Here is a 22,015-nt window from a genome sequence, read left to right on the forward strand (position 1 = left end):
GGTGCGCGCCTTTTTGCTTTCACCCGGGGCAGGATACCAGCCTGCCCCGTCCGCGCGTTTGGGGTAAAATGGACGCGCTCGCTCTCACTCCCGACCAGGGCTGGTTGGCACTTCCTCACTCCTGAAATTCCCCCATGCTTCTTTCCACTCCCTCCCCTCTCGCGAAAGCCTACGGCGCGCGCGATCTATTCCAGAACGTCCGCCTCAGCGTGCCTCACGGCGCGCGCATTGGCATCGTTGGCCCCAACGGTGTGGGCAAAACCACCCTGCTGCGCATCCTCATCGGCGAAGAGGAACCCACCGAAGGCCGCGTGCAGCGCGCCAAGGGCCTGCGCATCGGCTATCTGCCGCAGAACCCCGAAGCCGTGCTGGAAAGCGCCGCGGGGGAGGTCCCCCTGCACGATTTCGTCGCGGCCGCACTGGACGACCTGCGCCGCATGGAAGCCCGCCTGGCCGAAATGGCGGCGGCCATGCAAGGCGACGCGGCTTCCCCCGAAAGCATCGCCCGCTACGGTAGCCTGCAGGCCGAATTCGAGCGCCGCGGGGGCTACACCTACCAAAGCCGCCTGAAGCGTGTTTTGCAGGGCATGGGCTTCCGCGAAGCCGATTTCGCCCGCCCCCTGCGCCAACTTTCCGGCGGCCAGCGCACCCGCGCGTACCTCGCCCGCCTGCTCCTCGAAGCCCCCGACCTGCTGGTGCTGGACGAGCCCACCAACCACCTCGACATTCAGGCCGTGGCCTTCCTGGAAGGCTTTCTGAAGCAATATGAGGGCGCGGTGCTGTTCGTTTCCCACGACCGTTACTTCCTCGACCAGGTGGCGCAGGCCATTTGGGAACTCAGCCCTCACGGGCTGGAAACCTACCGCGGCAATTACAGCGCCTACGTGGCCGACCGCCGCCGCCGTTGGGAAGCCCGCCGCGAGCAGTGGGAAGCCGAACTCGCCCGCCTGCACAAGGATTTGGCCTACATCAAGCGCAACATCGCGGGTCAGAACACCACACAGGCCAAAGGCCGCCTGCGCCGTCTGAGCCGCGCCATCCTGGCGCTGGAAAAGGGCGGTCTGCACGCGCTGCAAAGCACGTCATGGAGCCGCCTGAGCGCAGAACTGGACGTCCACGCTACGGTCATGCCGGTGGCCGAGGCCGAGCGGCGGCTGAGAGCGCTTCGTTTTCCCGAACCCCAGCCCCCCGAACTGCACCTGCGGCTGGACGCGTCCCACCGCTCCGGCGACATCGTGCTGCGCACCCACGACCTCGCGGTGGGCTACGCGGACGCGGCAACGCCCCTTTTCCGCGTGCCCGACCTCACCCTGCGCCGCGGGGAATGCGTTGCGCTCATCGGCCCCAACGGCGCGGGCAAAACCACGTTTTTGAAGACCATTTTGGGGCAGCAGCCGCCCTACGCGGGGCGGGTGGAACTCGGTGCGTCGCTGAAAATCGGCTATTTTGCCCAGGCTGCCGCGCAACTCGACCCGCGTGAAACCGTGCTGAACGCGCTGCTGCGCGCCGCGCCGCGCCTCACGCCCGCAGAAGCCCGCGACCACCTCGCCCGCTACCTCTTCCGCGGAGACGATATCGCCAAACCGGTGCAAGCCCTTTCCGGCGGCGAGCGCAGCCGGTTGGTGCTGGCGCAACTCGCGCTCAGCGGCGCGAATTTCCTGTTGCTCGATGAGCCCACCAACCACCTCGACATCCCCGCGCAGGAAGCCCTGCAAAGCCTGCTGGCCGATTACCCCGGTACGATTTTGCTGGTTTCCCACGACCGCTACCTCATCCGTGCCCTGGCATCGCAGATTTGGGAAATCCGCCCGCAGGCTGCCGCGCTCATCGTGTTTTTGGGCGACTACGACGCCTACCTGGCCGCGCGGGAAGCCGCACCCGCGCAAAGCAAAACCGCCCGCCCCACGGGGGACGAGCGACAGACCCAACGCGAGCGGGAAGGACTTTCCAAGAACCAGCGGCGGCGCATCGAGCGGGAAATCGCGCGGATGGAAGAGGAAATCGCCGCGCTGGAAGACGCGCTGGCCGCGCTGGAAGCCCGCCTGGCCGCGCCACCTGACGACCCCGCGGAAGTGCGCCGCCTGGGCGAAGCCTACGCGGCCCAACAGGCCGAACTGGAAGCCCTTTACGCTCGCTGGGAAGGGCTGCACAAGCAATTGGAGGCGTGAGCAGGTGCTCTGATGCCAGGTTTTCGGGGATGCTCAGATGCCCGGATGCTCAGATGCCCGGATGCTCAGATGCCCGGATGCTCAGATGCCCGGATGCTCAGATGCCCGGATGCTCAGATGCCCGGATGCTCAGATGCCCGGATGCCCGGGTTGGTCTTCCCCCAACCTCTTGATGCCTTTGTGCTGAGCGGAACGCTAACGGCACAGCGCGTTTTAATGACGGTTGCTCCCCCATCTCTGCTCAACTTATCCGAAACGCAAGGTCACACCGGGCGCGACGCCGCGGCGTCTACTCGGCGGCCAGCACGCTGCGGATGGCCTCTTCCGGCGCCGTGATGCCCACGCGCACCTTGCCCACGCGCACGGGCAGGGCAAACCGCAACTGCCCGGCGGCCTTTTTCTTGTCGTGGCGCATGGCCTGCCAGATGGCGTCGGTGGAAAGCCCCGCGGGGATGGTGGTAGGCAGGTGCCATGCCTTCAACGCGGCGGCGATTTCCTCGGCCAGCGCGGCGGAGGCCAGCCCCAGCCAGGCGGCCAGGCGGGCTTCGGCCACCATGCCGATGGCCACGGCCTCGCCGTGCCGCAGCCGGAAGCCGGAGGCCGCTTCGACCCCGTGGCCGATGGTATGCCCCAGGTTGAGCGCGGCCCGCTGGCGGCCTTCGTAGGGGTCGGCTTCGATGACGCGGATTTTCACCGCCATGCCGCGCGCCACTTCCGCGGTCATGGTTTCCCGCGCGCCGCGGGCAGCTAGGGCAAACAGCGCGGGGTCGCCGATGACACCGTGCTTGACCACCTCGGCCATGCCGTTGCGGAACTCGGCCTCGGGCAGGGTGGCGAGCATCTCGGGGTCGGCCAGCACCAGGCGGGGCGGGTGGAATGCTCCCACCAGGTTCTTCCCCGCGGGCAGGTCTGCGCCGGTTTTGCCGCCCAGCCCCGCGTCGGTCATCGCCAGCAGGGTGGCAGGCAGGTTGACCCACGCCACGCCGCGCATGTAGGTGGCCGCGGCAAAGCCGGCCAGGTCGCCGACCACGCCACCGCCCAGGGCTACCACGGTGCTGCCGCGCTCCAGCCCGGCTTGCAGGAAGCCTTCCCACAGGCGCTGCACGGTTGCCACGGTTTTGTGGGCTTCGCCCGCGGGGAAGACCAGCCGCGCGACACGATAGCCCGCAGCCTCGAGGGAAGCCTGCACCGCGTCGCCGTGCAGGGCTGCCACCGTGGCGTCGCTGACCAGCGCCACCGGCCCTTCCAGTCCGGCGGCGCGCAGCCAGGCCCCCACACGCTGCCGCACCCCCGGCTGCACGGCCACGGTGTAGCCTTCGGGCGCCCACGGCGAGGTCATACCCCGCAGGTGAAAGCGCCCCAGGCGAATTTGGGCTTCCCACAGGGCGGCTTCAGGTGAGTGACGGTCGGTGCGCAGGCGAAGGGGGAAACTGCGGTAGTGGGCTTCTCGTGTGTCCAGGAGTTCCTGCAGGCGGCGGGCGCGGGCCGTGGGGGAATCACCGGCCAGCAGTGGCCGCTGCCCCTGGGCGGCTTCCGCACGGGCGAGCAAGGTTTCCGGGGTGGCTTCCAGCACCAGCACCTGGCCCGCGGCTTCGGCCCGACGGCGGTTGGCCGCGTCGAGCAGTGCACCCCCGCCCAAAGCCACCACCGCGTCGCCTGGCTGCTGCGTCACCGCCCTCAGCGCCTCGCTTTCCATGCGGCGGAAGGCGGGCTCGCCTTCTTCGGCAAAAATGCGCGGGATAGGTTTGCCGGCTGCGGCGGCGATGCGGTCATCGAGGTCAACGAAGGGTAGCCCCCAGGCGGCAGCCAAAGCGCGCCCTAAGGTGCTTTTGCCGGAAGCAGGAGGGCCGTAGAGGAAATATTTCATGGCAACAGGGGGAGTTTGGCGGGCAGCCGGTTACGGTTCGGGCGGCCAGAAGGTGTGGGGCTGCCCGTCGAGGGGGAAGGCGTCACGATGCGGGTGGGGCAAGGCAGCAAAGCGGGCCTGGAGTTCGTCCAGGGTGTCGCCTCCCAGCCGTTCCAGTAGCGCGTCGGCGAGCACAAAGGCCAGCGCGGCTTCGACAATGGGCACAGCCCGCGGCACATGGCAGAAGTCGGAACGCTCGTAGCGGGTTTCGGCAGGCTGGCCGGTGTGCAGATCGGCGCTGGGCTGGGGGGTGAGGGTGGTGGCGATGGGCTTGAAAGCCACGCGCACCACCACGGGCTGGCCGTTGGTGATGCCGCCTTCCAGACCGCCGGCGCGGTTGGTGGGGCGTTGCAGGCTGCCGTCGGGGGCGATGGTGATGGCGTCGTGGGCCTGGGTGCCGCGGCGGCGGGCATTGGCAAAGGCATCGCCAATTTCCACGCCTTTCGCCGAAGGGATGCTGAGCAGCGCCGCGGCCAGGCGGGCGTCGAGGCGGCGTTCCCAATGCACGTGGGTGCCCAGACCGGGCGGCACGCCCAGGGCGAAGGCTTCCACGATGCCGCCCACGGTGTCGCGGGCCTTGATGGCGGCCTGGATTTCGGCGTGGAAAGCGTTGGCGGCTTCGGGTGTGGGCGCGCGGACGTCGTTGGTTTCAGCAGCCTGGGCGCGGGCGTCCAGCGGGAAGGCGGGGGCGAGGTCTGCTTCGGCCTGGCCGATGGCGCGCACATAGCCGCCGATGCGGATGCCAAACTGCGCGAGCAGGTGGCGGCAGACCGCCCCCGCGGCCACCCGGGCCACGGTTTCTCGCGCCGAGGCGCGCTCTAACGCCGGGCGCAGGTCGGCGTAGCCGTATTTCAACGCCGCGGTCAGGTCGGCGTGGCCGGGGCGCGGCACGGTCATCGGCGGCACGGCCTTGCCAGCCCATTGGGTGTGGTTGCGGTTTTCCAGCCACAGGCCCAGCGGCGCGCCGGTGGTGCGGCCTTCCAGCACGCCGCCCACAATGCGCACCCGGTCGCGCTCGATTTTCATGCGCGGCCCTGCGCCATACCCTTGCTGGCGGCGCGCCAGTTCGCGGTCGATCACCGCCGCGGGCAGCGGCAGCCCCGCGGGTAAGCCTTCCAGAATGGCTACATACCCCGGTCCGTGCGATTCACCGGCAGTTAGCAGCGTCAGCATGGCGGGTCAGGTCTCCTCGGCAATCACCATGCGCCCGTCGCGGGGCTCGTAATGGTGCGGCCCTTGCGGCACGCGCGGGCTGATTTCCAGCGCGCCGTTGTCCATCGCTTCCCAGATGGCCTGAAAGGGGGCTTTGCCCGGTACCCATTTTTCCACCACCACCATGCCGTGCCCCGGAATGATGGTGAAGGCTAAGGTGCGCGGGTCGGCAGGGTTGCGCAGGGTTTCAGCGCGGCGGAAGGCTTCGACGATGCCCTCGGCCTGGGCACGTGTCGCGCAGGAAACCGGGAAGTGGTGGTAGGCTGCGCTCATGGGGGCAAATTCCACCACCTGTGGGTCATAGGAAGCCACCCCGCGATGGCCGTGCAGTTTGGAGCGCACCACGGGCACGGTGTGTTCCTGCCAGCGAATGCGCGGCAGGACCTCGTCGATGGCAAACAGTTCGACGGCTTCCGAGGAAGGCGGGTCGTTGCGTTTTCCTTCCACATGGCGCACCAGGGCGCCCTTGCGGTCGGGGCGCACGCCCACGATGACCGCCAGTTCATCTTCGGTGAGCGCGTCTTTGGCGACGGGGCGGGCGCTGCCGGTGATGGTGGCTACCAGCCCCGGGAAGGTCGGTTCCCAGGTGGCAAAACAGCCCTCGCTGTATTGTTCGGAAATGCTGGCTTCTAATGCCGGGACGGCCACGAGGTCGTTGATGCGCACCATTTGGGTGAAAAAGCGGCGCTGGCCGAAGGCTGCCCCGGCGCGCACCATCGCCCGCGGGGCTTCGGCGCGCTGCCATGCCTCGGCGGCGATGGGGGGCGGGACGATTTCATGGTCGGTCACTTCTTCGGCGCTGACCGCAGTGACCAGCCGCAGGGCAATGTCGGTGTAAAAGGTGTCGGGGTGGGTGAAAGGAATGCGGGGGTAGGCTCCCACCAGGTCGAAGAGGTAGGCTTCCTGGGGGCGGTTTTCCCCCACGGTGAGGATGATGCGCAACCCCTTGGCCTGCGCCTGCACCACCCGCTCCAGCGCGAGGAGGGGGCCGCCGCGCCGCCCCTGCTCGACCAGGGTGCGGTAAGCCTGAGGGGCCATGCCGGGGTAGGCAAAGTCTTCAGGGCGCGGGGGGTCGTGGGCCAGGGCTTCTGCCAGGTGGTCGAGCGCGGCCTGGAAACGGTGGGGCGACACCGCGACCACGGTGACCACGGTGGGGGTGGTTTGCAGGCGGAAGCGCCGCCGGGCGGTGAACATCAGCGCCTGCCGCCAGTTGAGCGGTTCGCCAAAGGGCGCGGTGGTGAAGATGAGGTTGGTGTCGGGGCGGGGCGGCTCGTCGATGCGGTGGCCTAAGGTGTGGAAGGCGGTGCGCAGCCCCGCAAGGACTTCTCGCGCCAGGGGGCTGGCGTTTTCCCCCGGCACGAATGCCACCCGCTGGGTAGCCAGCCAGGGATGGATGGGTAGCATGGGTTTGGTGGGCATGGCTTCCTCCCGGTAAGCAGCAGGGCGGGTTGACAAGCCAACCCGCCCTGTTGAGTGCTCGTGAGGCTATTTGGCGTAGTCCACCGCGCGGGTTTCGCGGATCACGGTGACTTTGATCTGGCCGGGGTAGTGCAGGTTTTCCTCGACCTTTTTGGCGATGTCGCGCGCCAGGCGGGCGGCTTCCAGGTCGTCGATGTCTTCGGGGCGGACGATGATGCGAATTTCGCGCCCGGCCTGCAGGGCGTAACTTTCGCTCACGCCCTTGAAGGCGTTGGCGATTTCCTCGAGGGCGCGGACCCGCTTGAGGTAGTCTTCCAGGCTTTCGCGGCGTGCGCCGGGGCGGGCGCCGCTGATGGCATCGGCGGCTTCCACGATGATGGCTTCGACGCTTTCCTGCTCGACTTCGTGGTGGTGCGCCGCGACGGCGTTGATGACCTGGGGCGAAACGCCGTAGCGTTTCAGGAATTCCGCGCCGATGAGGGCGTGGGTGCCTTCCAGGTTGTGGTCCATGGCTTTGCCGATGTCGTGCAGCAGACCGCCGGCTTTGGCGACTTCGACGTCGGCACCCAGTTCGGCGGCGATCACGGCAGCGAGTTTGGCGGTTTCGACGGCGTGATCCAACTGGTTTTGCCCGTAAGAGGTGCGGAACTTGAGCCGCCCCAGCATTTTGAGGACATCGGGGTGCAGCCCCGCGACCCCGGCTTCGTAGGCGGCTTCTTCGCCGGCTTCCATGATGATGCGCTCGACCTCTTCGCGTTCTTTGGCGACCACTTTTTCAATGTGCGCGGGGTGAATGCGGCCATCGAGCACCAGTTTGGCTAAGGCGCGGCGGGCGATTTCCCGGCGCACGGGGTCGAAGGATGAGACGGTGACGGCTTCGGGGGTGTCGTCGACGATCACGTCGACCCCGGCGGCTTGCTCGAAGGCGCGGATGTTGCGCCCGTTGCGGCCAATGATGCGGCCTTTCATGTCGTCGGAAGGCAGCGGCACCACCGAGGTGGTGATTTCGGAAACATGCTCGGAAGCCACGCGCTGGATGGCCAGGGCAATCAGGCGGCGGGCGCGTTTTTCGCCTTCTTCTTTGGCTTCGGTTTCGACCTGCCGGATGATGCGCGCCATGTCGGCGCGGGCTTCTTGCTCGACTTCGGCCAGCAGTTGCTGGCGGGCTTCTTCGGCCGTCATTTGGGCGATGCGCTGCAGGCGCTCCGATTGTTCGCGGTAGAGGCGCTCGACTTCGTTGGCGCGCTTGTCGAGGGCGCTCTGGCGCTTGTTGAGGGCTTGCTCACGGCGTTCCAGGCTTTCGGCGCGCCGGTCGAGTTCCTGGCGGCGGCGTTGCAGGCGCTCTTCTTCGCGCCGTAGTTCGCGCCGCGATTGTTTGAGGTGCTCTTCGACTTCCTGACGGGTTGCCAGGGCATCGTCTTTGGCGCGCAGCACGATTTCGCGAGCTTCGTCTTTGGCCTGCTGCACGATGCGCTCGGCCTCGGAAGCCACATCGGCCAGGCGTTTTTTGTCGGTGCGGGCTTTCCAGAAATAGCCCACGGCAAAGCCCGCGGCCAGGGCTATTAGCGATACAACCAGGAAGGTGATGAAAACAGTTAGTCCATGCATGGCGTTTCCTCGTCGTCCAGGGGAACCTCGGCGTCTGAGGCCGAGGGGGCATCGGGATGGCGTTGCTGCCACGCCCTGAGCACGGCTTCCTTGACGATGTCGTAAGGGAAGCCGCGGCGTGCCAGGTAGGCGCTCATTTTGCGGCGGAATTCGGGCCAGGGAAGCCCCCCATAGCGGCGGAGGGCTTTGCTGGCCGCGGCGTCCGCTGAGGCGGTCTCGTCTACGGCTTCCAGTGCCTGGGCGATAGCCTGTTCGGAGAGGCCCTTCTGGCGCAGTTCAGCGCGCAGGGCGCGGCGGCCGCGCGGGCGAAAGGTGGTGCGGTCGTTCACCCACGCGCGGGCAAAGGCAAGGTCGTTCACCAGCCCCAGGTCGCGCAGCCGGTCCAGCACGGCGGTAATGTCTTCCTCGGCGACGTCGCGGCGACGAAGATAACGGCGAATTTCTTCCTCCGTGCGCGGGCGGTAGCCGAGGTAGCGCAGGGCGCGCTGGTAGGCTTGTTCGCGGGCGTCGGCGGCGCGCAGACGGGCGATTTCTTCTTCGCTGAGCTCTTGCCCGACCTGCAACCAGGCCGCCACAATGCGGGCTAACCCGAAAGCAAATTCGCCGTCCAGGTAGATGTTGACCCGCTGGGGGTGGCGTTGTTGCGCCGTAATGGCGGTGATTTTCGGTGCCATGATTGCCCTCGCGGGCATGCAAAAAGCCGTGGCACGCGCCACGGCTTCGGACGATACTTAGGTAACACCGACCCGCGGTGGGTAAGACACCGCCGGGGAGGTTGCTGTTGTGTGCCTCGCAGGGGGAGCGGCAGGGATGGGGAGAATGCCTGCAAGGTTGTTCGTGAGGATAGACAAACCGCCTTTGCGGTATCGGCCTACCCAAACAGCGCTTCGGTGTTCCGTTGACCAGCCGTGGCGGCGCATGGCAAGGATGACAGGGTGAGAGAGAACACTGCCATGCGCTCAACATGCCGGGCCTGATGCCCACGAAACGCAGCCCCACCCGAAAGTCGGGCGGCGTTTCGCGCGCACCAGCGGCAGGAAGCCGGTGGCGCGACGTCTCAGCCTTCGGCGGCGGGTTCTTCTTCGGTGCCGAGCAGGGTGTCGCGAATGAGGTCTTCCAGTTCGGCCATCAGGTCGGGGTGTTCGCGCAAGAAATGCTTGACTTTTTCTCGCCCCTGCCCCAGCCGCATGTCGCCGTAGGAGTAGTATGCCCCGCGCTTGGTGAGAATGTCTAAGTTGACAGCCAGGTCGAGGATGTCGCCTTCTCGCGAGATGCCCTCGCCGTAGAGAATGTCGAACTCGGCCTGGCGGAAGGGCGGAGCCACTTTGTTTTTGACCACTTTGACGCGCGTCCGATTGCCGATGATTTCGGTGCCGGCTTTGATGGCCTGGATGCGGCGGATATCCATTCGCACCGAGGCGTAGAATTTGAGGGCTAAACCGCCGGGTGTGGTTTCGGGGTTGCCGAACATCACGCCGATTTTCTGGCGCAACTGGTTGGTGAAGATGACAGCAGTGTTGGTTTGCTTGATGGCGCCCGAGAGTTTGCGCAACGCCTGCGACATCAGACGGGCTTGCATGCCCATCGAGGCATCGCCCATGTCGCCTTCGATTTCCGCGCGCGGCACCAACGCGGCCACCGAGTCGATCACGATGACGTCTACCGCGCCGGAACGTACTAAGGTTTCGACGATTTCCAGGGCTTGTTCGCCCGTGTCGGGTTGGGAGATGAGGAGGTTGTCTACGTCAACCCCGATGGCTTCGGCGTAAAGGGGGTCGAGGGCGTGTTCCATGTCGATGAAGGCCGCAATGCCGCCCAGTTTTTGGGCTTCCGAAACGATGTGCAGGCACAGGGTGGTTTTACCGGAAGATTCCGGCCCATAGATCTCGGTAATGCGCCCGCGGGGGATGCCGCCGATGCCCAGGGCGATGTCAAGCGAAAGAGAGCCGGTGGGGATGGCTTCCACTTGCAGGTGGTGGGCTTCCCCCAGGCGCATGATGGCGCCTTCGCCGTAACGTTTGGTGATTTCAGAAACCGCCTGTTGCAAGGCGTTTTGTTTGCCGTCGCTCATGAGTGAAAAAACTCCGTTGCAGTCGAAAATGAAGGGGTTGACACAGACCCAAGGTGCTTTATGACCCTCTAAAGTGTACTGCATTCCGGGCATGCTGGCAAGGGCGCGTCCATCAGCCGCGCGAGACCAGGGGAAAGCAGCCGTTAAAGCCTGCAGGCCGGCGTCCCTCGCCAGCCTGCAGGTGGGCCAATGCCCTGCCTGGAGAAACAGAGCCCAGCCCGGCAACCCTAACTCGCTTGCTAAATGAAGACGATCTGCGCGCCGTCGGTCATGTCGATGAACTCGCCAGCGGTCACCACGCCTTCGACGCCGTCCAGGAAATCTTCTTCGCTCAAGCCCATCATATCGACCGTCATTTTGCAGGCATAGAGGTGAGCGCCCGCGTCGGCCAGCATTTCGACCATCTCACGCACCGGCGGCACATGCACTTCGGCGATTTTCTTCCGCATCAGGGCTGTGGCCACGGCGGTCATGCCCGGCAGCACCCCGAAGATTTGGGGAATGCCCATGTTGATGGGGAAGCCCATCATGCCGGTCTTCATGCTGGTGTTGCCCACCGGCGCAATTTGCAGATGGTCCACGCGGCTTTTGGTGATCAGGTCCAGGCCCCAGAAGGTAAAAAAGACGGTGACGTCCACGCCGTTGCCCAGCGCCGCCCAGCCCATGATGAGCGCGGGGTAGGCCATATCGAGGTTGCCTTTGGAGCAGATGAAGGCAATTTTGCGTTCCGGTTCGTCGGTCATGGGGGAATCCTCCATGGGGGGCCCCAGCGGCCTGCAAGCCCCCGGGGCGGGGGAAAGTTACACGCACCCTTCGGGTTTACCCAGGCCGGCAATTTTGGCGATTTTCTTGGCCGGGCCTTTGGGGAACAGCTGGAAAAGTTCCTTCGTTGACACACCCGTGCCCTGGGAAATCTGGCGCAGGGTGGGGGCTTTGCCGGTTTCCAGCCCTTTGGCGCGGCAGAAGCGGATGATATCCCAGTGCTTTTCGGTGAGGGTGATGCCTTCTTTTTCGGCCAGGGCTTTGGCGATGTCTTCGTTCCACACGGCGGGGTCGGTGAGGTAGCCTTCGTCGTTGAACGGGAGGTTTTCGAAAGAAATCATGGTTTACGCTCCTTGAGAGGGGGGAGAAGAGGGGGAAGTTTTGACGGGCTTGGCGCTGCCAAGGGCTTGCAGCAGCCCCAGGGCGCGAGCCAAACCGCGGCGGGTTTGTGGGTCGCGCATTTGGCGGGCAAGATGCCAGAGGGAAGGCGTTTCTTCGGGTTGGGATTTCAGCGCAGTAAGCAGCGCCGCGGCCTCTTGGGCAAAGGCATCCACATCGTCGGGCTGGAAGGCCCCGGCGACCTCTTGCACCGCGACCCACCCGGCCCGCAGCAGGGTGAAGAAACCGGCCCGTTCCAGGCGGTCGAGTTCCTGCACCACTGTGGTGAGCATGGGTTTGCTGAGGCGGTTGAGTTCCTCGGCCAGTCCCATCGCCGATTCCAGTTGGTCCAGCATTTTGAGCAGCAAGTGGATGTCGCGCAGCAGGCGCTTGAGCAGGAAGAACAGGTCTTCGGTGCTGAAGTCGGAGCCGATTTCAGCCAGTTCGTCGATGCTGATTTTGACCATCTGGTTGCCGATGGGAATCAGGTCGCGTTTGAGTTCGTCCAGCTCTTCCTGGCGGCGGCGCTGCTCGGCCAGATGCGCCTTGATGCGGTCCAGGCGCTCCAGCAGCAGGCTGAGTTGCTCTTGAGAGATGGCAGTCGCAGTCATGGGAAGTCTCCTATACCCACTTGCCGGCCATGCTCATCTGCGATTCGAAAGGCATGTCGCCACCTTTCAGCAAGATGTTCCAATACATCCAGCGGAAGAGCATTTTGCCCCAGTGATTGGCGTAAGATTGTTGCAGCAATGAGAAGGGGCCAAAACCGGGCAGGGGGTATTTGCCGGGCAGCGGTTCGACTTCGTAGTTGAAGTCGATGAGCACGCCTTTTTCGAAGCCCGATTCGATGAAGCAGTTGGCGTGGCCGTCGAACTTGGGCTGCGGTTCCAGGCCTTCCATGCTGCGGAGCAGGTTGTCGATGACCACGTCCAGCATGAAGTGGGCCACTGAGCCCGCTTTGGATGTGGGCACGTTGGTCGCGTCGCCGATGACGAAGATGTTTTCCCAGTCGCGGCTGCGCAGGGTATGTTTGTCGGTGGGCACGAAGTGCAGTTCGTCGCCCATGTTCGAGCGGGCAATGGCATCGGAGCCCATGTGCGTCGGGATGGTCACCAGCAGGTCGTAGGCGATTTCGCGTTCGTCGTAGGAGCGGATGACCTGCTTGCCGGCGTCGACTTCCATCAGGTTGAAGTCAGGCTCCAGCAGCACGCCTTTTTCTTCCAGCATGTTGCCCAAAATGGCAGCAGCACGCGGTTTGGTGAACGCGCCGGGCAACGGGGTGGCGTACACGATTTCCACCTTGTCGCGAATGCCGCGCTCGTGGAAGAACCAGTCGGCCAGGAAGAGGAATTCCAGCGGCGCGACCGGGCACTTGATGGGCATTTCGGCGACGTTCAGCACCAGCCGCCCGCCTTTCCAGAACTTGAGGAAGCGGGCCAGTTTGGTGGCGCCTTCCAGCGTGTAGAAGGGGAAAATGTTCTCGAACCATCCGCCGCCGTCCACCAGGCCGGGCGTTTCCTCAGGGTGGATGTGGCTGCCGGTGGCAATGACCAGGTAGTCGTAGTTGATGGTGCGGTTGTCTTTGCGCAGTTTTACCCGGCTCTTTTCCGGCTCGATGACCTCGATTTCCGAAAAGACCACTTCGACCTGCGGCGGCAGGAAGTTGCGTTTGGGCTTGACGACGTCGCGGGGGGTGTACAGCCCAAAGGGAATAAAGAGAAAACCGGGCTGGTAATAGTGGGTTTCCTCTCGATCAACGATGATGATGCGCCACTCCGTCGGGTCCAGATGTTGCGCCATTTTGTTGGCCACCATGGTGCCGCCGGTACCGGCGCCGAGAATGAGCAAGGTTTTCATAACAGGGCTCCTTTGAGAAGAGTTTCACAAGCAGTATATCCGTTGCACGTAAACTGGCCTTAAAGCCAGTGTGAAGGTTTTGCAAAGGTTTTTCGCCATGCCCCCGGCTCATAGTACAATGTAAGCACCGGTGAGGGGGCCGCTGTCTGGCTGGTGTGTTGGAAGGAGAGGACAAGGAACCATGACCCCCGCAAAGATTCTCGTGGTCGATGACGAGGCCAACATCGTGCGCCTGGTGCAGGCTTACCTGCAACAGGAAGGCTACGAGGTCTATACGGCGACCGACGGGCTGGCCGCATTGAAGGCTGCCCGCACTTACCGCCCTGACCTGGTGGTGCTGGATATCATGCTGCCGGGGATGGACGGCCTGGAAGTGTTGGCGCAATTGCGGCGGGAATCGGATGTGTATGTCATTTTGCTGACGGCCAAAACCGAGGAAACCGACCGTATCGTGGGGTTGACTTTAGGCGCGGATGATTACGTGCCCAAGCCGTTCAGCCCCCGCGAACTGGTGGCACGGGTCAAAGCCGCGCTGCGGCGCATTCAACGGGAAGCCGGTCCCCTGCCCGGCAGTGTGTTGGTGTTGCGCCGCTTGCGGCTGGACCAGGGACGGCGGGAAGTCACCCTTGACGGCAAACCGGTGCATCTCACCCCGACCGAATTTGACTTGCTGATGGCCCTCGCGCGTTACCCCGGCATGGTGCTCAGCCGGGAGCAGTTGATTACCCATGTGTGGGGTGCCAATTTCTACGGCGAACAGCGCGTCGTAGACGTGCATATTGGCCACATTCGCCAGAAACTGGAAGCCGCCGGCGGTGAAGGCTTGATTGTGACCGTGCGCGGGGTAGGCTATCGTCTGGAGGACGAACTGACATGAAACTGAAGTTGCCGGCACGGTTTTCTTGCCCGCCACGCAAGTTTTGGTGGCGGCGGTTGGGGCCGAAACTATTTCTTTCTTACCTTGTGGTCATCACCGCGGGGGTGGTGGTCGCCCACACCGTGGTGCTGTGGGCTGCGCCCTCGGCTTTTGCTCACCACATCCTCACCATGCAAGAGGCCGTGCGCCAGGCGGCCAGCGGCGGACAAATTACCGTCAACCTGCAAGCCGACCTTTACACCAGTTTCCACCGCGCCCTGGACCAGGCTTTGATCTGGTCGCTGGTGGGCGCTGTGCTGGCTGCCGTGGCGGTGAGCATTTTCGTGACCTTCAAAATCGCCCGCCCTTTGCAGGCCATGGCCCGTGTGACCCAATACATTGCCGAGGGTCATTATCAGGAACGCGTGCCGGTGTTTGGCTCTTCGGAATACCCTGACGAATTGACGGAACTTGCCTTGCACTTCAACCTGATGGCCGACCGCCTGGCTCACAGCGAAGAACGCCGCCGGGCGTTGATTGGCGATGTGGCTCACGAACTGCGCACCCCCCTGACCACCATCAAAGGCTATATCGAAGGGCTGGTCGATGGTGTGCTACCGCCGGAGCGGGAAACCTACCTGCTCATTTGCCAGGAAGCCAATCGCATGAGCCGCCTGATTGACGACCTGCAAGAACTCTCGCGGGTCGAGGCAGGGGCTTATGAACTGCATCTCCGCCCCTTGACGGTGCAGGCTTTGGTCGAGACCGCCGTCCGCCGCCTGGAACCCCAGTTTCGCGAAAAGGGCGTGGCGCTTCGTTTGGCTTTGGATGGTCGCCTGCCGCGGGTGATGGTGGACCGGGACCGCATGCTTCAGGTGCTCACCAACCTGTTAGGGAATGCCCTTCATTACACCCCCAGCGGCGGCGAAGTGACTGTGCGATCCTACCGCGTGGGGGGTGAGGTTGCTATCGCCGTGAGCGATACCGGCGTTGGCATTCCCCCTGAGCATCTTCCGCACATCTTCCAGCGCTTCTACCGGGTTGACAAATCGCGTTCGCGCACTGGCGGCGGCACCGGCATCGGCCTGACCATCGCCAAACATCTCGTCGAAGCCCACGGCGGGCGCATATGGGCTGAAAGCCCGGGCAAAGGGCAGGGGAGCACCTTTACTTTCACCTTGCCGGCGGCGGTTTAGCGCACATCTTCACTGAATCTTTACGCTTTACCTAAAGAAGGTTCATGCTGGCAGGGTATCCTCAAAGGGCGGCATCCTCTGCCGCGGCGAAAGTTCTCCTCGCTCGTTTTCCCGAAAGGATCATCTCATGACCCATAAGCATGTTTCCGGTGGGCATTCTGCCCCTTTGGCTGGGAATTCCCCACCGCACGATGGTGGCGGCCATGCCCATGACGCCTATTTGGCCTCTGGGGCGCACGCCCCCCATGCACCTCAACCTGAAAACCACGAAGGGCACCAGGGCCACGGCGTTGACCACAGCGGCCACGAGGCCATGTTCCGCACCCGCTTCTGGGGCAGTTTGCTCCTCAGCGTGCCGGTGCTGGCTTACAGTCCCTTCGTGCAGCGCATTTTCGGTTTCACTGCGCCGCCCTTCCCCGGCAGCGAATGGGTTTCCTTCTTCTTCGCCCTGGTGGTCTTTGCCTACGGCGGCATTCCTTTTCTCAAAATGGCCGTCCCCGAGGTGCGCGACCGCAAACCGGGGATGATGAGCCTGATTTCCCTCGCCATCACCGTGGCGCTGGTGTATAGTCTGATTGCGCAGGTCACCGGCATCGGTGAAGGCTTTTTCTGGGAACTGGTGACCCTGATTGACGTCATGCTCCTGGGGCACTGGATGGAAATGCGCAGCATTCGCCAGGCTTCGGGGGCGTTGGATGAACTCGCCAAGTTGATGCCCGATACCGCTGAGCGGCTGCTGCCCGATGGCAGCACGGAAACCGTGCCGACCAGCGCATTGAAAACCGGCGATATTGTGCTCGTGCGCCCCGGCGCCAGCATCCCTGCCGATGGCGAAATTGTGGAAGGCCACTCCCAGGTCAGCGAGGCCATGATTACCGGCGAGTCGCGGCCGGTCAAGAAAGACGTGGGCGATAAGGTGATTGCCGGCACTATCAACGGCGATGGTAGCCTGCGGGTGCGTGTCACCGCGGTGGGCGACCAGACGGCGCTGGCGGGCATCATGCGGCTGGTTGAGCAAGCGCAGCAATCGAAGTCGCGCACCCAGTTGCTGGCCGACCGCGCCGCGGGGTGGCTGTTTTACATTGCCCTCGGCACGGCCATCGTGACTGCGGTTGTTTGGACGCTGGCTGTAGGTTTCAACGTGGATGTGCTCAAACGGGTGGTGACGGTGCTGGTGATTGCCTGCCCCCACGCGTTAGGGCTGGCTGTGCCGCTGGTGGTTGCCATTACCACCGCGTTGGGCGCGCAGAACGGCATTCTCATCCGTGACCGTTTGGCCCTGGAAGCCGCCCGTGAGATTGACGTCGTCATCTTTGACAAAACGGGCACGCTCACTGAGGGCAAGTTTGGCGTGGTGGGCATCGCCCTGGACGAAAGCCGGCGCGACGAAAACGCCGCGCTGGCGCTGGCTGCTGCGGTGGAAGGCGATTCCGAGCACCTGATTGCCCAGGCTGTGCGGCGGGCGGCCGAAGAACGGGGCCTGGCGCTGCCGCAAGTCTCGGGTTTTGAGGCCATCAAAGGCCGTGGCGTGCGCGCCATGGTCGGTGGGCAGAGAGTGTATGTGGGTGGCCCGCGACTGCTGGAAATGTTAGGGGTGACCCTCAGCCCTGCCATAGAAGACTTTGCGGTGCAGGCGGGGCAGCGCGGTCAGTCGGTCATTTACCTGGTGCGCGGCGAAAAGGCACTGGCAGCCTTCGCGGTGGCCGACGTCATTCGGCCGGAAAGCCGGCCTGCTGTCGAGCGTTTGCACGCAATGGGTGTGGAAGTTGCCATGCTCACCGGCGATAGTTGGGATGTTGCCCGGGCTGTCGCGGAGTCGTTAGGCATTGATACGGTGTTTGCCGAGGTGCTGCCCGAGCACAAAGACCAAAAGGTGGCCGAACTTCAGGCGCAGGGCAAGCGGGTGGCGATGGTTGGCGACGGCGTGAACGATGCCCCCGCCCTGACCCGCGCCGACGTGGGCATTGCCATTGGCGGCGGCACCGATGTGGCCATCGAATCGGCGGGTATCATTTTGGTGCGCAGCAATCCGCTGGATGTAGTGAAAATCATCGCCCTCAGCCGGGCAAGTTATCGCAAAATGATTCAAAACCTCTGGTGGGCGGCGGGCTACAACATTGTGGCGCTTCCTCTTGCTGCCGGTGTGTTGGCCCCTATCGGGATCAGTCTTTCCCCGGCGGTGGGCGCGTTGCTGATGTCGCTTAGCACGGTGGTCGTGGCCGTCAACGCTCAACTGCTGCGGCGCGCCGCGCTGTAAGCGGGTGTGCTGGAAGGCGACTTCCTGCTTTTGAGGGTGGCCGCCTCGGTGATGATAGCCGTGTTTTCCCAGAAAGGATTTCTTATGTCTCAACTGACACGACGCGATTTTCTCAAACTGCTGGGCATAGGCACCGTGACTGCTGCCGCCGGAGGGGCTTTATGGAGCCGCCTGCGCAGCAGCAACCCGCAGGGCACGCCCGTGCCTTCTGCTCAGCCTACCCTGAGCGGCGCCCCGGATGTGGACGTGGCCCTGCGGGCGCTGCCCGATGAGGTTTCCATTTTCTCCGGCAAGCCCACGCAGGTGTGGCGCTTTCAGGGGCAGGTGCTCAGCGGCTCGCCCGAAGCCTTGCAGGTCATTCCCAAGACGTACCTTGGGCCTGTCTTCCACCTGAAGCGCGGGCAGCGGGTGCGGGTGCGCTTCAGCCACGACCTTCCCGAAACCTCCATCGTCCACTGGCACGGCCTGCACGTGCCCGAAAAGGACGACGGGCACCCCCGTTTCGTGATTCCCAAGGGCCAAACTTACACCTACGATTTCACGGTGCGCGACCGGGCCGGGACGTACTGGTATCACCCCCACCCGCATGGGCGCACTGGCCCGGAGGTCTACCGCGGCATGGCGGGGTTGTTCATCGTTTCCGACGATGAAGAACAGGCGTTGGGGCTGCCATCCGGCGACTACGACATCCCCCTGGTGCTACAAGACCGCCGTTTTGACAGCAACAATCAACTGGTGTATTTGCAAAATGGCCGCATGGAGCAGATGACCGGCTTTTTGGGCAACACCATGCTGGTGAACGGCCAGCCCGACTTTGTGCTGCCCGTGGGAACGCGCCCTTATCGGCTGCGTTTGCTCAACGGCTCGAATGCGCGCATTTACAAACTGGCGTGGGAAGACGGCACCCCGCTGACGGTCATTGGCACCGACGGCGGCCTGCTGGAAAAACCGCTCCAGAAAGCCTTTGTCACCCTGGCTCCGGCGCAACGCATTGAACTGTGGGTAGACTTCTCACAAGTGCCGGTGGGCACGCGCCTGCGCATGTTGAGCCTCACTCACGGCGCCCCCGGCGGGCAGAGCACTTTCCCTGTTTTCACGGTAGAAGTGGCCCGCAAGGAGAAATCCGATGCCCGGCTGCCCGAGCGCCTGAGCACCATCGTGCCTTACCGCGAGCAAGATGCTGCCAACGCGGCTTCCCCCCGCACCTTCACCCTCGCCATGCAAATGGGGCAGGGATGGACGATCAACGGGCGCACGTTCCAAATGACCGCGGTGGCTTCCGACGAAGTGGTGCGGTTGGGCGACCTGGAAGTCTGGTCGTTCATCAACCAGCCCGCCGGCGGTGGCATGATGGGCGGCGGCATGAGCATTCCCCACCCCATGCACGTGCACGACTTGCAATTCCAGATTTTGCGCCGCACCGTCGATTCCCGCTGGCGCTCTCTGTGGGATACCCTTGCTCCCGGTTTTGTGGATGCAGGATGGCACGACACGGTGCTGGTGATGCCCGGCGAGCGGGTGGATATTCTGCTCAAGTTCCAGGATTTTGAGGGGCTTTTCCTCTACCACTGCCATAACCTGGAGCACGAAGACATGGGGATGATGCGCAATTATCGGGTGAAGGCGTAAAATTAGGGAAGGAGAACCCCTCGCGGGGCAGGCTGTGGGCCGCTGTGCGAGGGGTTGACCGATCGTTTGCGGAAGCAAAGAGTTCACAGTTTTCAGGAGGAAAACACAATGGAAATCAAAGCCACAAAGAACGGCCCCTATCTGGTTCCCGGCCCGGTGACCTACACCGATGCCGAAGGCCACGAGCACACCGCCGAAGGTAAGGTGATTGCGCTGTGCCGCTGCGGTCATTCGGCCAACAAGCCGTTTTGCGACAGTGCACACCGCAAGATGGGCTTCGAGGCTGAGGAAGTGGTGCTGAAGCTCTCATAAGCCGAAAGGCGCGCTTGATCTGAAATTGAGGCTCTTGTAATCGGCGCGGCGGCAATCGGCTGCTGAACGCCGGCGGTGCTCGCGGGTTGGTGGGGCGCGGCGTGTTACCGACTGTCCTTTTGCGCCGCGGCCTGCCTGCCGCGGCAGGGGGGCAGGTTCCGCAATCGAGGTTTGTTAGAGTTTTCTAAAAACCCGCGCCACGGCCTCCTGCGCGGCCCGCTTTGGAGTATACTTTTTGCGGGCAAACTGGGGACTGCCTGAATTTCTATGACAAATGTATGATTTTTTACCGCCCTGTGGTAAAATGGAGCCGCTTTTTGCCGAGGGGCAAAAAGTTGTTTTCTTATTTGACCCTATTTCCCGTGGAGGCTTTGAAAGATGGCTGAACGTTTGTTGGACGACCAAATCGTGGAACAGGTCCGCGATGTGTTTTCTTCGATGAAGCATGATGTGGCCCTGGTGCATTTCACCACCACCCGCAGCGACTGCATGTACTGCGAAGAAACCAAGCAGTTGCTGGAAGAGATTGCTCCCCTTTCCGACAAGTTGCACCTGGAAGTGTATGACATCGAAGCCGATGCCGAAAAGGCCAAGGCTTACAACATTGACAAAACGCCGGCGACGGTGGTCGCGGCTTATGACAACGGCGAAATCAAAGATTTCGGCATCCGCTATTTCGGCATTCCTTCCGGCCACGAGTTCAGTTCGCTGATTCAGGATATCCTGACTGTCTCCGAGCGCGACTCTGGCCTGAAGCCCGAAACGCGCGAGTTCCTCAAGAGCCTGACCGAGCCGGTGCATTTGCAGGTGTTCGTCACGCCGACCTGCCCTTACTGCCCGCGCGCCGTGACCCTCACCCACCGCATGGCGCTGGAAAGCGACAAAGTGGTGGCCGACATGATCGAGGCGATGGAATTCAACGAACTTTCCAACGAATATGGCGTGAGCGGCGTGCCGCACACCGACATCAACCACCACAAAGGCACGGTGGTCGGTGCCGTGCCGGAAGAGCACTTTGTTGCTGAAATCCGCCGCGTGTTGGGGATGTAACCTGCCAGGGTGTTCCCCGCACGGCGGCTTCCTGCAAGGAGGTGCCATGGCTGCGGAAAAGAAAAAATATCCGCGGGTGATCATCTTTACAACGCCCACCTGCCCGCACTGTCGCGCGGCCAAGCGCTACTTGCGGGCCCGTGGGGTGCCGTTCAAAGATGTGGATGTCTCCCGCGACCACGCGGCGGCCCGTGATATGGTGCGCCGCAGTGGGCAAAGCGGTGTGCCTGTGTTGGATATTGGCGGTAAGATTGTGGTTGGCTTCAACCGCGCCAAAATCGATCGCCTGTTAGGCCTACGCTGAGCCTATACCACCTCCCCTCGCTGCGGCGGGAGGAGGTGTTTTTTTACCGGAGGAACGCATGGCAAGCCTCAAGATCGCAGTAGCCACGCCCGACGGCGAGCATTTGAGCCCCCACTTTGGGGAAACACCGTGGTACGAGGTTTTTACCGTGGAAGATGGGCAAATCGTGGCCCGTGAGCGGCGCGCGAAGCCCCACCACAGCCACGACCACGACCATGATGACCACCACACCCCCGGCATGGGGCGCGGTGGGCAGCATTTCTTCGAGCCCATTCGCGATTGTCAGGTTTTGATTGTCGGCGGCATGGGGCGGCCAGCCTATGAGTGGGCGCGCACCTTGGGGCTGGAAGTCATCCCCACTAAGGGCGCCGTGGAAGAAGTTGTGCGTGCGTACCTGGCGGGCACCCTGCAAGCCGATATGCGTCGCGTCCACCGGGCGGTGGGCGGCCACCATCACTAAGCGGCGAGGTAGCGCAGTGCCTGCGCGTTGGAAGGCGTTGTTGGGAGCGTTGGCCGGTATCTTACTGGTGGCGGGCGGGGTGGCAGCAGCCCTTTACCTGCCGCGCCACATGGAAGCCGCGGAGCCTTCGGCGGTGCCGCTTGCCGTGGACTTCCCCGCCCCCGACCTGCACCTCACCACGCTGGACGGCCAGAAAATCGCCCTGAGCGACTTTCGGGGCAGGGTGGTGCTGGTCAACAACTGGGCTACCTGGTGCCCGCCTTGCCGGGACGAAATGCCTACCCTCGACGCCTATTACCGCGCCCATGCCGATGAAGGGCTGGTGCTGATTGCCATCGCCGCGCATGAGTACCCCTTTGAAATTCGGGATTTCCTGAAAAAGCACGATTGGCACCTTGCCTTTCTCATCGCGCCCGACCCCCAGGAGCAGGCGATGACCGCCTTCCATCAGACCCACCTGCCTGCCTCGTACGTCGTGGACCGGGATGGCACGGTGCGGCTGATGTGGGTGGGCGCGATTAGCCGCAAAATGTTGGAAAAGTTCGTGACACCCCTTTTGGAGAAGTGAAA

Annotated in this window: 21 protein-coding genes; 11 read left to right on the plus strand and 10 right to left on the minus strand. The window is 63.6% G+C overall.

Translation table 11 applies throughout. The annotated features are described in order from the left end of the window. The first annotated feature begins 134 nt into the window (after positions 1-134). Positions 135-2,168 carry an ABC-F family ATP-binding cassette domain-containing protein gene (locus ENJ54_10085; GenBank protein HFC10180.1) on the plus strand — a complete coding sequence of 678 codons (2,034 nt, stop codon included), beginning with the start codon at positions 135-137 and terminating at the stop codon, positions 2,166-2,168. 12 nt (positions 2,169-2,180) lie between these two features. After that, complete coding sequence (locus ENJ54_10090; GenBank protein ID HFC10181.1) at positions 2,181-2,504, plus strand: hypothetical protein; 324 nt, start codon at positions 2,181-2,183, stop codon at positions 2,502-2,504. Here the strand turns inward: ENJ54_10090 and aroB are convergent. The 10 genes from aroB to ENJ54_10140 form a co-directional block, all read right to left on the minus strand. Beyond that, entirely contained in the window at positions 2,458-4,035 is a 1,578-nt protein-coding gene (aroB, locus tag ENJ54_10095) for a 3-dehydroquinate synthase (protein HFC10182.1), read from the minus strand. The genes ENJ54_10090 and aroB overlap by 47 nt on opposite strands. A 30-nt stretch (positions 4,036-4,065) precedes the next feature. Continuing rightward, positions 4,066-5,247, minus strand: coding sequence for a chorismate synthase (locus ENJ54_10100; protein ID HFC10183.1), 1,182 nt, complete (start codon positions 5,245-5,247; stop codon positions 4,066-4,068). Positions 5,248-5,253: 6 nt separating this feature from the next. After that, on the minus strand, positions 5,254-6,705 hold the full coding sequence (locus ENJ54_10105) for a hypothetical protein (GenBank protein ID HFC10184.1): 1,452 nt from the start codon (positions 6,703-6,705) through the stop codon (positions 5,254-5,256). 66 nt (positions 6,706-6,771) lie between these two features. Then, on the minus strand, positions 6,772-8,313 hold the full coding sequence (gene rny / locus ENJ54_10110; GenBank protein HFC10185.1) for a ribonuclease Y: 1,542 nt from the start codon (positions 8,311-8,313) through the stop codon (positions 6,772-6,774). Then, positions 8,301-9,005, minus strand: a complete 705-nt coding sequence (locus ENJ54_10115) for a hypothetical protein (GenBank protein ID HFC10186.1) — start codon at positions 9,003-9,005, stop codon at positions 8,301-8,303. Before ENJ54_10115 ends, rny begins: the two co-directional genes overlap by 13 nt. A 365-nt stretch (positions 9,006-9,370) precedes the next feature. After that, positions 9,371-10,384, minus strand: a complete 1,014-nt coding sequence (gene recA / locus ENJ54_10120; GenBank protein HFC10187.1) for a recombinase RecA — start codon at positions 10,382-10,384, stop codon at positions 9,371-9,373. A 239-nt stretch (positions 10,385-10,623) separates the two neighbouring features. Next, positions 10,624-11,142 (minus strand): hypothetical protein, encoded by a 519-nt coding sequence (locus ENJ54_10125; GenBank protein ID HFC10188.1) that lies wholly within the window; start codon positions 11,140-11,142, stop codon positions 10,624-10,626. 42 nt (positions 11,143-11,184) lie between these two features. After that, positions 11,185-11,487 carry a TusE/DsrC/DsvC family sulfur relay protein gene (gene tusE, locus ENJ54_10130; protein ID HFC10189.1) on the minus strand — a complete coding sequence of 101 codons (303 nt, stop codon included), beginning with the start codon at positions 11,485-11,487 and terminating at the stop codon, positions 11,185-11,187. Between the two features lie 3 nt (positions 11,488-11,490). Then, on the minus strand, positions 11,491-12,135 hold the full coding sequence (locus ENJ54_10135) for a DUF1641 domain-containing protein (protein ID HFC10190.1): 645 nt from the start codon (positions 12,133-12,135) through the stop codon (positions 11,491-11,493). Between the two features lie 10 nt (positions 12,136-12,145). Beyond that, positions 12,146-13,381, minus strand: coding sequence for an NAD(P)/FAD-dependent oxidoreductase (locus tag ENJ54_10140; GenBank protein HFC10191.1), 1,236 nt, complete (start codon positions 13,379-13,381; stop codon positions 12,146-12,148). Between the two features lie 181 nt (positions 13,382-13,562). Here ENJ54_10140 and ENJ54_10145 point away from each other — a divergent pair, with 181 nt between their 5' ends. The 9 genes from ENJ54_10145 to ENJ54_10185 all read left to right on the plus strand — a co-directional run bounded on the left by ENJ54_10145 (position 13,563) and on the right by ENJ54_10185 (position 22,013). Beyond that, the gene (locus ENJ54_10145; protein ID HFC10192.1) at positions 13,563-14,258 is read left to right on the plus strand and encodes a response regulator transcription factor; all 696 of its coding nucleotides are present in this window, start codon (positions 13,563-13,565) and stop codon (positions 14,256-14,258) included. Next, the gene (locus ENJ54_10150) at positions 14,255-15,433 is read left to right on the plus strand and encodes a HAMP domain-containing histidine kinase (protein HFC10193.1); all 1,179 of its coding nucleotides are present in this window, start codon (positions 14,255-14,257) and stop codon (positions 15,431-15,433) included. Before ENJ54_10145 ends, ENJ54_10150 begins: the two co-directional genes overlap by 4 nt. A 127-nt stretch (positions 15,434-15,560) precedes the next feature. Further along, the gene (locus ENJ54_10155) at positions 15,561-17,690 is read left to right on the plus strand and encodes a copper-translocating P-type ATPase (protein HFC10194.1); all 2,130 of its coding nucleotides are present in this window, start codon (positions 15,561-15,563) and stop codon (positions 17,688-17,690) included. Between the two features lie 84 nt (positions 17,691-17,774). Next, a complete protein-coding gene (locus tag ENJ54_10160) occupies positions 17,775-19,319 on the plus strand; it encodes a twin-arginine translocation signal domain-containing protein (protein HFC10195.1) in 1,545 nt (514 codons plus the stop codon). A 108-nt stretch (positions 19,320-19,427) separates the two neighbouring features. Beyond that, positions 19,428-19,631 (plus strand): CDGSH iron-sulfur domain-containing protein, encoded by a 204-nt coding sequence (locus tag ENJ54_10165; protein HFC10196.1) that lies wholly within the window; start codon positions 19,428-19,430, stop codon positions 19,629-19,631. A gap of 378 nt (positions 19,632-20,009) precedes the next feature. After that, complete coding sequence (locus ENJ54_10170) at positions 20,010-20,681, plus strand: glutaredoxin (GenBank protein ID HFC10197.1); 672 nt, start codon at positions 20,010-20,012, stop codon at positions 20,679-20,681. 46 nt (positions 20,682-20,727) lie between these two features. Then, positions 20,728-20,985, plus strand: coding sequence for a glutaredoxin family protein (locus ENJ54_10175; protein HFC10198.1), 258 nt, complete (start codon positions 20,728-20,730; stop codon positions 20,983-20,985). Positions 20,986-21,043: 58 nt separating this feature from the next. After that, complete coding sequence (locus ENJ54_10180; protein ID HFC10199.1) at positions 21,044-21,445, plus strand: hypothetical protein; 402 nt, start codon at positions 21,044-21,046, stop codon at positions 21,443-21,445. Next, complete coding sequence (locus tag ENJ54_10185) at positions 21,306-22,013, plus strand: TlpA family protein disulfide reductase (GenBank protein HFC10200.1); 708 nt, start codon at positions 21,306-21,308, stop codon at positions 22,011-22,013. Before ENJ54_10180 ends, ENJ54_10185 begins: the two co-directional genes overlap by 140 nt. Positions 22,014-22,015 lie beyond the last annotated feature (2 nt).

Source organism: Chloroflexota bacterium (genome assembly GCA_011322445.1).
Taxonomy (GTDB): domain Bacteria; phylum Chloroflexota; class Anaerolineae; order Anaerolineales; family DRMV01; genus DRMV01.

Excerpts from the sequence above, each read along its gene's own strand:
- ENJ54_10085 (HFC10180.1), top strand. The coding sequence starts at position 135 with ATGCTTCTTTCCACTCCCTCCCCTCTCGCGAAAGCCTACGGCGCGCGC.
- ENJ54_10090 (HFC10181.1), top strand. The coding sequence starts at position 2,181 with ATGCCAGGTTTTCGGGGATGCTCAGATGCCCGGATGCTCAGATGCCCG.
- aroB (HFC10182.1), bottom strand. The coding sequence starts at position 4,035 with ATGAAATATTTCCTCTACGGCCCTCCTGCTTCCGGCAAAAGCACCTTA.
- ENJ54_10100 (HFC10183.1), bottom strand. The coding sequence starts at position 5,247 with ATGCTGACGCTGCTAACTGCCGGTGAATCGCACGGACCGGGGTATGTA.
- ENJ54_10105 (HFC10184.1), bottom strand. The coding sequence starts at position 6,705 with ATGCCCACCAAACCCATGCTACCCATCCATCCCTGGCTGGCTACCCAG.
- rny (HFC10185.1), bottom strand. The coding sequence starts at position 8,313 with ATGCATGGACTAACTGTTTTCATCACCTTCCTGGTTGTATCGCTAATA.
- ENJ54_10115 (HFC10186.1), bottom strand. The coding sequence starts at position 9,005 with ATGCCCGCGAGGGCAATCATGGCACCGAAAATCACCGCCATTACGGCG.
- recA (HFC10187.1), bottom strand. The coding sequence starts at position 10,384 with ATGAGCGACGGCAAACAAAACGCCTTGCAACAGGCGGTTTCTGAAATC.
- ENJ54_10125 (HFC10188.1), bottom strand. The coding sequence starts at position 11,142 with ATGGAGGATTCCCCCATGACCGACGAACCGGAACGCAAAATTGCCTTC.
- tusE (HFC10189.1), bottom strand. The coding sequence starts at position 11,487 with ATGATTTCTTTCGAAAACCTCCCGTTCAACGACGAAGGCTACCTCACC.
- ENJ54_10135 (HFC10190.1), bottom strand. The coding sequence starts at position 12,135 with ATGACTGCGACTGCCATCTCTCAAGAGCAACTCAGCCTGCTGCTGGAG.
- ENJ54_10140 (HFC10191.1), bottom strand. The coding sequence starts at position 13,381 with ATGAAAACCTTGCTCATTCTCGGCGCCGGTACCGGCGGCACCATGGTG.
- ENJ54_10145 (HFC10192.1), top strand. The coding sequence starts at position 13,563 with ATGACCCCCGCAAAGATTCTCGTGGTCGATGACGAGGCCAACATCGTG.
- ENJ54_10150 (HFC10193.1), top strand. The coding sequence starts at position 14,255 with ATGAAACTGAAGTTGCCGGCACGGTTTTCTTGCCCGCCACGCAAGTTT.
- ENJ54_10155 (HFC10194.1), top strand. The coding sequence starts at position 15,561 with ATGACCCATAAGCATGTTTCCGGTGGGCATTCTGCCCCTTTGGCTGGG.
- ENJ54_10160 (HFC10195.1), top strand. The coding sequence starts at position 17,775 with ATGTCTCAACTGACACGACGCGATTTTCTCAAACTGCTGGGCATAGGC.
- ENJ54_10165 (HFC10196.1), top strand. The coding sequence starts at position 19,428 with ATGGAAATCAAAGCCACAAAGAACGGCCCCTATCTGGTTCCCGGCCCG.
- ENJ54_10170 (HFC10197.1), top strand. The coding sequence starts at position 20,010 with ATGGCTGAACGTTTGTTGGACGACCAAATCGTGGAACAGGTCCGCGAT.
- ENJ54_10175 (HFC10198.1), top strand. The coding sequence starts at position 20,728 with ATGGCTGCGGAAAAGAAAAAATATCCGCGGGTGATCATCTTTACAACG.
- ENJ54_10180 (HFC10199.1), top strand. The coding sequence starts at position 21,044 with ATGGCAAGCCTCAAGATCGCAGTAGCCACGCCCGACGGCGAGCATTTG.
- ENJ54_10185 (HFC10200.1), top strand. The coding sequence starts at position 21,306 with ATGAGTGGGCGCGCACCTTGGGGCTGGAAGTCATCCCCACTAAGGGCG.